Genomic DNA, 13,040 nt, shown 5'->3' on the forward strand with positions numbered 1-13,040 from the left:
ACTGAATTCCGGGCTTTATGTTCCATTCGGCACCGGCACGCCTGGATCACTTGATGGTGATCGAGCGATCCAAAGCCGCAGTGGACATGGTCAGCGGCGACGTGCCAGCGGCGCGGACAGGCTCATTCTTTTCTCGATCCGGTGAAAACATTGGTCGTGGATCGCAGTTCTTGAAGACGAGACGCTCTTGCTCGTCTTGATTGCCGCCGAAGCTTGTTTGAGAGGCGACCGGTCCGGATTGACGCGCGATACTTTCGCTGCAAAGGTATCTTAACGGCTTGTTTACCATGCGTCAGTCAGGGTTGGGGGGAATTTGGAACCGTTTCTGGGTGCGAACCGCCTTAATTGGGATGATCGGGCCGAACTGCACTCGACCGACACAACGGGCAGCTACCACATCGAGAATGTGCTGGCAGGCGGATCCAATCTCTATGAGCTGGAAACGCGCGAGGTCGGCGATATTGCCGGCAAGGATATCGTCCACCTGCAGTGTCACATCGGCCTTGACACAATCAGCTTGAAGAATCTTGGTGCGGGCAGCGTGACCGGCCTCGACTTTTCACCCGCGGCGATCGCGGCGGCGCGGGATTTCGCTGCGAAGGCAGGCACCGACGTGCGTTTCGTGGAAGCGCCACTGTTCGAGGCGGTCGAAGCCCTGGGCCGGACCTTTGACATCGCTTACGTTACCTGGGGTTCGGTAAACTGGCTGGACGACGTGTTCCGTTGGGCGCGGGTGGTTGCCGATCTCCTGCGACCCGGCGGCCGGCTCTACATGGCAGAGGGCCATCCATTGATGTTTCAGTGCAATCGAAAGGCCGCGGCTCTGGAGTTGAGGCACGACTGGCGAACGCCGATAGCTCGGCCGCTCGCCTGGAACGAGGAACTGACCTACACCGGCGATGACCGCATCTTGAAGCATCCTCGCTATTATGAGTGGATCCACCCGATCAGTGACGTGGTGAACGCGCTGATTTCAGCTGGTCTGACGCTCGATTTTCTCAATGAGCATGACACGGTTTCGTGGCAGCACTTTTCATTTGCAGTGCGGGCCGGCAAGGATATGTACGGCCTGCCAGAGAACTCTCCCAAGATACCGATGGCCTATTCCATTGGCGCGACGAAGCGGAGCGTCGGCAAGATACCATATCTTGTGTCTCACAAGTCGATCGAGGGCCACTAGCCCAAGGTCAACGCTCTTGACGTACTCGGGTCGGAGCATCGAGGTGTGCAATGGCGCTCGTGTCTGCGGTCTTCCGAGCAAGGCTGATCTCGTTTCATGTTGGTCCGCTTCATGCAGCCTGCCTTCAACATCGCGCGGGCGGTGGTGTCGATGTCGACATAACAGCCGGCGTCAGCCATCGGAAAATGCGAAATTTTTCAGGAGTGTGAAGGTCAAATTAAACATTGAACGCTAATATTCCTCATCGGGTCGACCCGAGAACCTGAAATGGCAATTGAGGAATCGCCTATTGGCTTTTTTCCGCGCTAGGTTCGGCGGCATCAAGGAGGCCGTCTTTTCGTCGGCAAATATTCCGGCGGCGATCGCGTTTGTCGTCATCCTTATCAGCGCAGCGTTCGCGGAGCACCAGAACAAGATCGTCTCGGACCAGGCCGTCCGTGCGGACGTGCTGACCAAGGTCAACCTCATCCGCGCCAAGCTCGAAGGCAATATCAACGGAAACCTTCAACTCGTGCATGGACTGGTCGCTGCGGTCGTAACCGAGCCCTATATGGGACAGCAACGCTTCGCTTCGCTGGCGAGTAATCTGTTTGGCGCGAACTCGCAATTGAACAATATTGCCGGCGCGCCCGATCTGGTCGTTTCCCTGATGTACCCGATGGAGGGTAACGAGCAGGCGATGGGCCTCGATTACCGCAAGAACGAGCGGCAGCGTGCGGCTGCGCTAAGGGCGCGAGACGAACGCAAGCTGGTGCTTGCCGGTCCCGTCGATCTGAAGCAGGGAGGACAAGGCTTTATCGGTCGCTTTCCGGTTTTCGTGCGGAGCGCGGGCAATACGGAAAGGTTCTGGGGCATCATTTCCGCCGTTGTCGACGTGCAGCGTCTCTATCGGGCGAGCGGGCTGCTTGACGACGATCTCGGGATTGACATAGCGCTGATCGGCAGGGACGCTCTCGGCCAAAATGGAGACCAATTCTACGGCAATGAGCGGATCGGCAAAAGCGATCCGGTGACGGCCGACGTTTTGCTCCCGTCCGGTTCGTGGCAGATCGCGGCCATTCCCAAAAATGGCTGGCCTTCGACGCCAAGTAACGCATGGTTGTTGCGCGCGATCATGGCGACGGCCGGGGCCTTGGTTGTGTTCCCCTTCCTGGTCACAGGTCGCCTGATCGGCGAAAGACAGCGCAATTATGCGGAATTGCGTCGATTGTCACGACGCCTGGAACTCGCTCTGGAAGCCTCGGCTATTGGGGTTTGGGAACACGATCTCGCGACCAACGAGCTTACGTGGGATGATCGCGTAAATGAAATATATGGCAAATCAACCGGGGAGCACCGGGGCTACATAGACTGGGCGGGTGCAATCCACCCAGATGATTTGGCTACCGCCAACGCAGATTTCGACAGCGCGGTGGCCAGCGGACGACCCTATTTGTCGGAGTACCGGATTGTGCGTCCGGATGGCGAGGTCCGTCATGTCCGGTCCAAGGCGATCGTTTACCGGGTCGCAAACAACACTCCAAAAATGATAGGCGCGGAATGGGACGTTACAGCCGATGTCCTGCTGAACCAGGATCTGGTTCGAGCAAAACAGCTGTCCGAGTCGAAAAATGCAGAACTCGAGTCGGCCAAAGCGCGCATAGAGCACATCGCGCTTCATGACTCGTTGACCGGCTTGCCCAACCGGCGTTACCTCGACCAGGTACTGGAAGATTACGCGGCAAACGCCAGGCGCTCAGGCGGGCATGCGGCACTGCTTCACATCGATCTGGATCGGTTCAAGCACATCAATGATACGCTGGGCCACGCCGCTGGTGACGCAATGTTGGTTCACGCGTCAACAGTCCTCAGATCGAAGGTCGGCGACGAGGGATTCGTCGCCCGCATCGGGGGAGACGAATTCATCGTTCTGTGCGTGGTGCGCGACGATACCAAGCAACTGGCGCTGCTCGCTGACCGCGTCATCAGCCAGATGCGCGAACCGGTCTACTACCAGGGCCATCGATGCCGTTTTGGTGTCAGCGTGGGAATCGCAGTCGACAACGGAAAAAATATCGAAGCCAAACACCTGCTGGTAAACGCCGATATCGCGCTTTACCGAGCAAAGAGGCGTGGGCGCAATCGATACGAATTCTTCACCGACGCGATGCAAAGCGAAATCGTCGATACAAAGCGGATTGCCGACGAAATTCTCGGCGGCCTCGAGCGCAACGAGTTCATCCCCTTCTACCAGCCCCAATTTGACGCAAAGACGCTCGAAATCGTGGGGGTTGAGGCGCTGGCGAGGTGGAGACATCCAGAAAAGGGTATTTTGGCGCCCGATGTCTTCCTGAGAATTGCGGAAGAACTGAATGTGGTCTCGATCATCGACCAAGCCATATTGAAGCAGTCGCTTTTGGACTTCAAAGAATGGTCCGCTGCGGGACTCCACATTCCGCGGGTATCGGTCAATGTTTCGGCGCGACGCCTTCAAGATGAGGAGCTCATCAAGAGCTTGCGAGAACAAAATATCGAAAAAGGGACAGTTTCATTCGAGCTTGTTGAGTCAATTTTCCTGGACGAGAACGACGACCTTGTCACCTGGAATATCGAGCAGATAAAAGAACTCGGGATTGACATCGAAATAGACGATTTTGGTACTGGTTACGCTTCGATAGTCAGTTTGCTCAAGTTGCAGCCTCGCCGGCTAAAGATAGATCGGCAGCTGGTCACCCCAATCGTCAAATCGCCGCAAAGAAGGCAGGTTGTCTCGTCAATCATTGACATCGGCAAGTCCTTGGGTATCGAGGTCGTGGCGGAAGGTGTCGAGACGATGCAGCACGCACGGATACTCAAAGGCCTGGGCTGCGACATGTTGCAGGGTTATGCCTTCGGCTACGCGCTCGATTCCGACGGACTAAAGGCCTTTGTTCGATCCCGGCGGCTGCGCACAGCCAGCTGAGCGCCAGTCCCCGCATTTACCGGCGCGATCGGCGTTGAGCGTCGCATCAATATGCGCGTGGCAGGCCAGGCCGGTAACAATAAGCCTCAAATAAGCAGCAGGCCCTTCATGCTGGAGTGGCCTTTCCTGCCGATGATGATGTGATCGTGAACGGCAATGCCAAGCGGTTTGGCCGTCTCGATGATCAGCTTGGTCATCTCGATGTCGGCGCGCGACGGCGTCGGGTCTCCCGACGGATGGTTATGCGCCAGAATGATCGCCGTGGCAGAGAGCTCCAAGGCGCGCCTGACCACCTCGCGCGGATAGACCGGTGTGTGGTCGACGGTGCCGACCTGCTGCACTTCGTCGGCGATCAGCGCGTTTTTCTTGTCGAGGAACAGGATGCGGAACTGCTCCCGCTCCTCGAAGGCCATGACCGACCGGCAGTATTCGAGAACCTGCGTCCAGGTTGACAAAAGCTCGCGGCCGGCGATCTCGCCGCGCGCCATGCGCTGCGCCGTTGCAGCAACCACCTTCAGGTCGAGCGCCACCGCCGGGCCGATGCCCTTCACCTCCTGCAGCCGCTCGACAGGCGCGCCGAGCACTTCGGCCAACGTGCCGAAGCGCGCCAGCAATGCCTTGGCGACCGGCTTGGTGTCGGCGCGCGGGATCAGCCGAAACAACAAAAGCTCGAGCAGTTCGTAGTCGGGGAGGGTGTTGGGACCGGCGGCGAAGCGCTCGCGCAAGCGGTCGCGATGGCCGAAATAATGCGGCTTGTCGGCGGCCACTGCCTTGGCGGGCGATCGTACCGGCTTTTCGGGAAAGAAGGCCCGCTCGTCATCGTCACCGGTCATGGCTGCCCGCACCCAGCATTTGCCGGGCAAGGTGACGCCCGATCTGCCAGACACTAGGCCCGCAGGCCGGGGCGGTCGAGGTTTTTTGGCGACAGCGTGAAAATCTCGCAGCCGGTCTCAGTGACGCCGATCGTGTGCTCGTACTGCGCCGACAGCGAACGGTCGCGCGTCACCGCAGTCCAGCCGTCCGACAGCACCTTTACATGCGGCCGGCCGAGATTGATCATCGGCTCGACGGTGAAGATCATGCCCGGCCGCATCTCGACGCCTTCGCTGGCGCTGCCGTAATGCAGGATATTCGGCGCGTCGTGAAACAGCCGGCCGACCCCATGGCCGCAGAAATCGCGCACCACCGAGCAACGCTCGGCTTCGGCGTAGGTCTGGATGGCGGCGCCGATGGCGCCGGTGCGGGCGCCCGGCTTGATTGCCGCGATGCCGCGCATCAGGCACTCATACGTGACTTCGAGCAGCCGCTCCGCGGCACGCTTGATCGTGCCCACTGGATACATGCGCGAGGAGTCGCCATGCCAGCCGTCGAGGATATAGGTGACGTCGATGTTGACGATGTCGCCGTCCTTCAACGGCTTGTTATCGGGTATGCCGTGACAGACGACGTGGTTGATCGAGGTGCAGGATGATTTCGTGTAGCCGCGGTAGTTGAGCGTCGCCGGAAGCGCGCCATGGTCCATGCCAAATTCGAAAACGAAACGATCGATCGCCTCGGTGGTGACGCCGGGCGCCACCATCGTCACCAGTTCGTCGAGGCAGCGCGCGGTGAGATCGCAAGCCTTGCGCATGCCGATAAAGCCTTCCTCGTCGTAAAGACGGATCTGGCCGGTGTTTCTGAGCGGTGCCGCGGCGGCGTCGAGATAGGTGACCATTTTTATCCGTCTTGCAGGGATGCGAGGCTGGATGAGCCTCGGCGAGAGAAATCTCCCCAGATTTGGCACTGGAAAGCGCAAGGTTCAAGGACGAACTGCCGGCGAACGGCCGAAGACCAGCGATATATTCACGCCTGAGGCATTCTCCTTGCCTGGAGCGGCCCATGCTTCGCCGGGTTCATTGGTGGCTACCGCAGTGACGACACATTTCTAGGCGAGAAGTCGGCCCAAGCACTAAGCCGCTACGGCAACTTTTTGCAACGAACGGCGTCGCTGCGGGGGCGTCGGTTCGGGAGAGATCGAATGGACAGACTGCAATTCGAGGTGCCGGTGCGGATCGCGCCTGTGCCCGGCCAGCCGGTCGAGGAAATCTACAGTGTCGAGCAGGCGCTCGATTTCCTGCAAACGTGGCCGGTTCGCCGGAAGGGGCCAACCTACCAGGCCGCATTCAATGCCTGTTTTGGCGCCACGGTGGACATCGTCGAGACCGAAGACGCATGGCGGGCCTTCATGGCCTTTTGCCGGGTGAGCGGCCTGCTTGCCAGGGACATGATGGTTCCGCGCAAGCGCGGCGGCGAGGCGAGGGGACTGCGGGCGTAGCCGCCTAAAGGTTAACGCTTGGCGTCGCGATTTCCCGATTTGGACCGGCTGACACCAGTAGCCCACGTCGTCGAGGTTCTGCGTCACGCCGACGGCGATCTACTGTGGTGGACGTCATGACCGAGCACCGGGTGAAGGGCGTCCCAACGTGCCGAGGCAGGCTGGCCCTTCGGAGGGAAGATGTTCTAGATGTCGCCGTCTTTCGAATGCGCGTTCTCTTTTGTTTATCCCGGCGCTTTCCCGGCCAAGCAGTGGCCGCGTATGGAGCAAAGACGGACGGCTATGCACTCAATGGATGGTATCCGACAGGACCTCAACATCAAGCGGAAAGAAGATCGCGGTAATGGGGGCTATTCTTGAGAAATCTTGACCTCGGGCTTCCTCCAGGACGGCTTTTGCCGGGCGTTCGAGGGACTTGCTCCAACTGACCGGCTTCACGAAGCTTGTAAAAAACCTGCTTCATGGAGTTTTCGGACTTGATCCCGGTTAGCTCGCGTCCTACCGAATTTGTGATTTCGGCTTCTGATTTTAGATATTCCATAACGAGCTGCTCTGGTGACGCGAGGCTCTCATGCTTTAACGTCACAAGAACCGCACCCTCCAACTCTTGGATGGTCGGCTTTTTGAGCCGTAGCTTTCCCATTGCTTCGAACGCCGTATTGATTCCTTCACCGACATCTTTGTTCGGCGGATCGGGAAACTTGTTGATCAGACGCACGATCTTTGGGTTCCGAGCGAACTGAGTTCTTTGTATATTTTCCACCGTCACATGACCCGGAAGTCGACCCGGACTCTCAATCTCGACTCGATTGTCAAATATCCGAACCTGAACATCTGCTGCTACGTTATAATCACGATGAAGCACAGCGTTGGTCAGTATTTCGTGTAGCGCTTCCTCCGGGTAGCTGATTTTCTCCATTCCCGATGGGCCGGCCTTCTCGATGCCCTCGATTATTTGTTTTGCTTTTTCGACGGCGCTATAAATAAGACTGTACAACGATCCTTCAATCGTTAAGGGGTCGAATGCCAAAAAGTCGCGCTCGGCGTCCTTTTTGGTCTGGTATCTCAGTATTTTTACCGCTGAACGCTTTGGCAAAACAGATTGGGGGTTATCGGAATAAAGTAGCACCCCGGCAACGGTCGGCCGGTCGTCAATCATCAGTCTCTGTTTTGTTACCCATTCTTCCGGCTCACTTGTCGGGATGGTCTCGATCAGAAAATCAAGTATCGTTACTGAATTAGTTATTTCTTCCTTCTCAATTTTCAAAATCTCATCTTCGAAAGACTTTACACCTTTGTCATAGTTAAGGCGGTCAAGAGCTTCGCCACTACTTACAGGTAGGCTCTGAGCGTTTCGTCGGATAAATGCCTTACCATCGCTCGCAAATACAATTTCTTGGGTCTTTAAAATAGTCAGGTGGAGTATCAAACCAGACTGTGAACTGCACGAGAGATATTCTACCGCATAGTTGTTCCCGAGGGGGTTCATGGTCTCGAGAACTTGAAAAATCGCGTTTGCAGCCTCGTGATTCGCGAATCCAGACCACTTTCGTTCGACGCCGTTGGTGCCTTCCACCTCGTTGATGCCAACGTAGATTTCACCGCCGCTGGTGTTCGCAAACGCAGATACTGTCTTTGTCAATTTCGAGGGCGAGATGTCGGCGCTCTTCAAGTCTAAGAAGTGCGACTCTGAAATCTCTAAAAGTTCTCTCGCGTCGTCGTCGCTAAGGACCTTCTGCTTTACATCCATTTGCCTTCTCTCGAATTTGCGAACAGAGGTTGTCTATACCAGATGGCGGATGAGTCCTAGAAACCTTTAGACGGTCAAAATGTTGGCTGGTCGTGAGAAAGAAGGGAGTCCGCCGTAGCGGGCGGTATCGCGCGCTCAGTGTTGACTGGAAAGCTCAAAGAAAATCAGGGTGTTAGCGGACTGCCGCACAACTGAGCAGCACCGAAGGCCGAGGCCACCCAGCGGGCCGTCTTCGAGGCCTCAACAGCTGATCGTTATCGCGCCAAGGGCTTTCTTCTTCCCCCGGCAGCGCGGCTAGGGCCGCCCGCCGCGATGCCGGGCGGCCCTGCCGTTGATTTTGTGACGCTTGCCAAGTCTAATGCCGCAAACCGGTATTCGAAAGAGCGAGCGGCTGCATGGCCACGGAGAATCCCCCAACCGTCCTCAAAGCGGAATGTTCGAACTGCGGTGGAGAGCGTAACTGCGAGGTGCGCGGCTACCACGATCAGCGGGGTGGCAACGAAATCTATGACTGGCAAAAGAAGTGGTACATTCTCGAGTGCCGAGGGTGCGAGCACGTCTTCGCACAGACCTCGAGCACGAACAGCGAGGACTACGATCACATAGAAGCGCCGAATGGCGAATATTACGCAGAGTACAATGTGGTCAACGAAACGTGGCCAGCACAGTTGAAGAGGAAGCGGCCCGACTGGATATCGGATGCCGGGCTTTACGTGGAAGGGGCCGACGCCTTGGGCAGCTCCTTGCTCGAACTCTACGGTGCTCTCGACAGCGACCTGAACACTCTGGCAGCCATAGGTATGCGAACCTCGTTCGACGTCGCTGCAAGTCTGCTTAAGGTAGACCCCAATCTGTCATTTCAGGACAAGCTAAAGGCGCTCGTAGAGGGAAATCATATAAGGCCGGTCGACCGAGAAAGGCTATCGACGCTTGTCGACGCTGGCAGTGCTTCTGTACATCGGGGATGGAAGCCCAGCGCTGACGACCTTAACACAATGATGGATGTGTTAGAGCAGTTCATCAAAGACGCATTCGTCGCACCGACATTAGAGTCATTGCTCGATGCCAAAGTTGCGAAGATGAAGGATTTCGTGCCCGGCAGGCCACCTAGGCAAAAGACAGGCGCTGATGGCGCTCCTTCGCCCGATTCGACTGCGACACCCTCGACTGAGCTGCATATTACCCCGGAATTACCCCGGAGAGCTCAGGAGAATCCAGTCGGCGAGGCCAAATAGCTGATTTCGTCTGGATTTGCTGGTACGCCCAAGGGGAATCGAACCCCTGTTACCGCCGTGAAAGGGCGGTGTCCTGACCGCTAGACGATGGGCGCGCTCAGATGTGAGCGCTTATAGTTGCGTCGCGACAAACCGGCAACCCGTCTGCCGCCGGCTGCGACAACTTTTTTCCTTTGGCTCCAAACCGCGTCTTTCCGACAGCCAAGCTGGTTTTGCGGCATGATGCAACGTCGCCGAAGGGGACTTCGCAGTGCCCGAAGAACCTCGCCCTAGCCGCGCCTGCGGCAACGCCAGTTCCAGTCGCGCTCGGGGCCGACATCGACGTGTACGGATTCGGTGTGGCAGTAGGTGCCGACGCCACCGCGGCCCGGCATGGTGCGGATGTAGCTCGCCAGCTCCCATTTCGAGACGCCGGGGACCTGGATGTCAGCGGCGGCGCAGTACATGTGCAGCGAGTTCTTGGCACCGTTGGCGCGGCGGTTGCGGGCCGGATCGCGATAGCCGGAGGTGACCGTCATCTTGCGCCCGTAGTGGCCTTCGATCGTCTTCAGCACGCGAACCAGCGACGGCTTCAAGCAGGCGACATCGACGCTTTCGTTCTGTTTCAGGAGACCGTTGGGTGCCAGCCGGGCGAGGCCGGCGGCGGAGGCGACCTGGTAGGCGCCACCCGAACCTTCGTCCTCGTTGAGGTCGACGTCGCTCTCATCGTCGAGGCCGGATTTGCGCTTGATCTCGAACAGTGCCGTCTGGCGCACGCCGGGCAGCGCATCGGCCGTGAAGTGGCTAGTATCGCCGGCCGATGCCAACTGCACCGGCTTTTCAGCCGGGTTGGCCGAGGCCAGGGTGACGGTGGGCTTTGCCGCGGGCGTCGCCTTGGCCTGCAAGACCGCTGGCTGCCCGCCCGATCTGCTGTTGGCCGGCGATGCCGCCGAAGCAGGCGTAGCGCTGAACAGCGAGGCCAGGAAGTTTTTCTTCGGTGCATAGGCCTGTGGCTGCGGCATCTCGCCGGCGGTCACATAGACCGGGTTGTTCATCGCCGGCGCGGCGGCCTTGGCATTGGGCTTCGATGCGCCGGCATCGGCGGCGGCACTGTTCTGCGCAATAGCGTTGGCCTGTTCAGCCGCCTCGGCGTTTGGTTGCAGCGGTTGCGGCGAATGTCCCGCGATCGTCTCGGCCGCCGTGGGAACGGCGATCGGGAAGCCGGCATCGGACTTGGCCCCTGGCTTGGCCATTGGCACATAGGCGACCTGCTCGGGAAGGTTGGCGTCGCCCTCTGCATTCATCGTCATTTGTGCGGTTGTCATCTGCGACGATGAGGCGGCCGTGCTGGCCTGGGGCGCACCGGCGGCCGTGCTGATTTCGGTGGCCGAGGCATTATAGCCTGGCATGCCGACCGACATGGTCGGGTCGCCGGCAGAGGTGCAGGACGCCAGAAGCACCGAGAAAAGCGCCGCCACAATGGCGCGGCTTTCTCCCTTCGCGAGGCGCGATCCTGCTGATCTCAAAACAAAATTCCCCCTCGATATCCGACCGGTTCGTCATTGGCGCGGCGTCGAAACGTCTCGTCGAAATGACCCTTGTTCCCCGAACCGGAAACGAGACCTGTGTCAAATCTGCAAGCCTCAAAGTAATTTGGCGGCTAGAGGATGAATCAAGGCTGCTCAGGGTTGACGACACCATTTCGCCCGCTTTTGGCGGCGCGTCAACTCACCACACATTACAGATGGTTACACACGCACCTTGACATAGGTGCCGGGGGCTTCGCCTAGAACTTGCATATGCTCGCCCGGTTTGCGGGCCGGTACGCGGGTATTGTCCCTGGCTTCGATCCAGCGCTGCCAGTGCGGCCACCAGGAGCCGGGATGGTCAGTGGCCCCGGCGAACCACTGGTCGAAGTCCCCAGCCGGCTTGCCGCCGGTCCAGTAGTGGTATTTCTGCGCCGCTGGCGGATTGACGACGCCGGCGATGTGGCCGGAGCCGGCCACGACGTAGTCGACCTCGCCGCCGAAATATTTCGAGCCGAGGAACACCGACAGCGCCGGCGCGATGTGATCCTCCTTCGAGGCGAGGTTGTAGACCGGGATGGTGACATCCTTCAGCGAAACCGTGCGGCCCGCCAACTCCATCATGCCTTGCGAAAGCCTGTTCTCGAGATAGCAATTGCGCAGGTAGAAGGAATGGTTGGCAGCGCCCATGCGGGTCGAATCGGCGTTCCAGTAGAGCAGGTCGAAGGGCAGGGGATCCTTGCCGCGCATGTAATTGTTGACGACATAGGGCCAGATCAGGTCGCCCGAGCGCAGCATGTTGAAGGCGGTCGCCATCCTCGTGCCGTCGAGATAGCCTTTTTCGCTCATTGCCTTTTCAACGGCCGCGACTTGCTCCTCATCGACGAACACTTTCAAGTCGCCGGCATAGGTGAAATCGACCTGCGTGGTGAAGAAGGTCGCCGATTTGATGCGGTGGTCGCCTTCCTGCGCCATCAAGGCCAGCGCTGCCGCCAACAGCGTGCCGCCGACGCAATAGCCGATGGCATTGACGTCCTTTTCGCCGGTGGCCTTTTCAATCGTGTCGAGGCCGTATTGCAGGCCCTCCCTGATATAGGCCTCCCAGCTCTTGGTGCCGTGCCGCTCGTCCGGATTGATCCAGGAGATGACGAAGACCGTGTGGCCTTGCTCGACCGCCCAGCGGATGAAGGATTTTTGCGGGTTGAGGTCGAGGATGTAGTATTTGTTGATCCATGGCGGGCAGATCAGCAGCGGCCGCTTGAGCACGGTGTCGGTCGCCGGCTCGTATTGCAGGATTTCAGCGACGTCGCTGCGGCCGACCACCTTGCCGGGGGTGGTGGCGAGATTCTTGCCGATCTCGAAGGGTGAGTAATCGGCCTGCCGCAGCTTCAGGTCGCCCTTGCCTGCGGCAATGTCCTCGGCCAGCATCTTCATGCCGCGCACCAGATTTTCGCCGTTCGAGGCGACGGTCTCGCGAAACAATTCCGGATTGGTCAGGATGAAATTCGACGGCGAGATGGCGTTGGACACCTGCCTGACATAAAAGCTGGCCTTGTGGCGGGTGTGCTCGTCCAGACCGTCGGCGTGCTCGACCAGTTCGGCCGCCCAGCGCGAGGTGACGAGATAGGCTTGTTTGAGGAAATCGAAAAAGGCGTTGCGGCCCCATTCCGGGTCCTGGAAGCGCTTGTCGCCGCGCTCGGGCTTGACCGCATCCTCGGTCTCCTCGGCACCGGCGCCGATGCGCTGAACGGCATTGGCCCAGACGGCCATATAGCCGGAAAACAATCGTGTCTGTGCCTCCAGCGCGCGCTGCGGGTCGGAGAGCCAGTATTCGGTGAGTTTGGAGAACGTCTTCACCACGTCGACGACCGGCTCGGCGACATGATCGCGCACCTCGCCCTTTTCCCGCGGCTCGGCCCATGCCGAGGCGGCCTTGCCGGCCTGCTCGATCATGCGGGCCATGTTCAGAGCGAAGCGTTCCGGGTCCTTAACCAGATATTGCTCGACGGTCGAAGGTTGGTCATCTTCCGCTTTGCCCGAATCGGGTGTTTTGGACATGGTTCGCGGGGTTCCTCCCGAAGCGTTTTGTTGACATATTACCATGGGATATCGGAC

At 58.8% G+C, this 13,040-nt stretch carries 10 protein-coding genes and 1 tRNA gene; 4 read left to right on the forward strand and 7 right to left on the reverse strand.

Features of this window, described 5'->3' with window-relative positions; genetic code table 11:
• Positions 1 to 46 precede the first annotated feature (46 nt).
• The gene (locus tag NKH43_RS24965; RefSeq protein ID WP_352860281.1) at positions 47 to 289 is read right to left on the reverse strand and encodes a hypothetical protein; all 243 of its coding nucleotides are present in this window, start codon (positions 287 to 289) and stop codon (positions 47 to 49) included.
• 24 nt (positions 290 to 313) lie between these two features.
• Between NKH43_RS24965 and NKH43_RS24970 the strand changes: the two genes are divergently transcribed.
• Both NKH43_RS24970 and NKH43_RS24975 read left to right on the forward strand, forming a co-directional pair.
• On the forward strand, positions 314 to 1,180 hold the full coding sequence (locus tag NKH43_RS24970; protein WP_352860283.1) for a class I SAM-dependent methyltransferase: 867 nt from the start codon (positions 314 to 316) through the stop codon (positions 1,178 to 1,180).
• A 361-nt stretch (positions 1,181 to 1,541) separates the two neighbouring features.
• Positions 1,542 to 4,121 (forward strand): bifunctional diguanylate cyclase/phosphodiesterase, encoded by a 2,580-nt coding sequence (locus NKH43_RS24975; RefSeq protein ID WP_352482301.1) that lies wholly within the window; start codon positions 1,542 to 1,544, stop codon positions 4,119 to 4,121.
• Between the two features lie 86 nt (positions 4,122 to 4,207).
• Here the strand turns inward: NKH43_RS24975 and radC are convergent, their stop codons facing one another.
• Both radC and map read right to left on the reverse strand, forming a co-directional pair.
• Entirely contained in the window at positions 4,208 to 4,954 is a 747-nt protein-coding gene (gene radC, locus NKH43_RS24980; RefSeq protein WP_352860311.1) for a RadC family protein, read from the reverse strand.
• Between the two features lie 53 nt (positions 4,955 to 5,007).
• On the reverse strand, positions 5,008 to 5,835 hold the full coding sequence (map, locus tag NKH43_RS24985; RefSeq protein WP_023720154.1) for a type I methionyl aminopeptidase: 828 nt from the start codon (positions 5,833 to 5,835) through the stop codon (positions 5,008 to 5,010).
• 303 nt (positions 5,836 to 6,138) lie between these two features.
• On the opposite strand from map, the gene NKH43_RS24990 reads away from it, so the two are divergent.
• Entirely contained in the window at positions 6,139 to 6,435 is a 297-nt protein-coding gene (locus tag NKH43_RS24990; RefSeq protein WP_023678889.1) for a DUF982 domain-containing protein, read from the forward strand.
• Positions 6,436 to 6,754: 319 nt separating this feature from the next.
• On the opposite strand, the gene NKH43_RS24995 is transcribed toward NKH43_RS24990, so the two are convergent.
• Positions 6,755 to 8,185: an ATP-binding protein gene (locus NKH43_RS24995; protein WP_352860285.1), complete on the reverse strand. Its 1,431-nt coding sequence runs from the start codon at positions 8,183 to 8,185 to the stop codon at positions 6,755 to 6,757.
• A 395-nt stretch (positions 8,186 to 8,580) separates the two neighbouring features.
• Here NKH43_RS24995 and NKH43_RS25000 point away from each other — a divergent pair, with 395 nt between their 5' ends.
• The gene (locus NKH43_RS25000; RefSeq protein WP_352860287.1) at positions 8,581 to 9,420 is read left to right on the forward strand and encodes a DUF4145 domain-containing protein; all 840 of its coding nucleotides are present in this window, start codon (positions 8,581 to 8,583) and stop codon (positions 9,418 to 9,420) included.
• A 20-nt stretch (positions 9,421 to 9,440) separates the two neighbouring features.
• Here NKH43_RS25000 and NKH43_RS25005 read toward each other — a convergent pair.
• The 3 genes from NKH43_RS25005 to NKH43_RS25015 all read right to left on the reverse strand — a co-directional run bounded on the left by NKH43_RS25005 (position 9,441) and on the right by NKH43_RS25015 (position 12,983).
• Positions 9,441 to 9,515 (reverse strand) — tRNA-Glu (locus tag NKH43_RS25005).
• A gap of 174 nt (positions 9,516 to 9,689) precedes the next feature.
• The gene (locus NKH43_RS25010; RefSeq protein ID WP_352860313.1) at positions 9,690 to 10,820 is read right to left on the reverse strand and encodes a YcbK family protein; all 1,131 of its coding nucleotides are present in this window, start codon (positions 10,818 to 10,820) and stop codon (positions 9,690 to 9,692) included.
• A 327-nt stretch (positions 10,821 to 11,147) separates the two neighbouring features.
• Positions 11,148 to 12,983 carry a PHA/PHB synthase family protein gene (locus tag NKH43_RS25015; protein WP_352860288.1) on the reverse strand — a complete coding sequence of 612 codons (1,836 nt, stop codon included), beginning with the start codon at positions 12,981 to 12,983 and terminating at the stop codon, positions 11,148 to 11,150.
• Between the last annotated feature and the right edge of the window lie 57 nt (positions 12,984 to 13,040).

Origin of the sequence: Mesorhizobium sp. M1163, from assembly GCF_040318415.1 — a bacterium.
Taxonomy (GTDB): domain Bacteria; phylum Pseudomonadota; class Alphaproteobacteria; order Rhizobiales; family Rhizobiaceae; genus Mesorhizobium.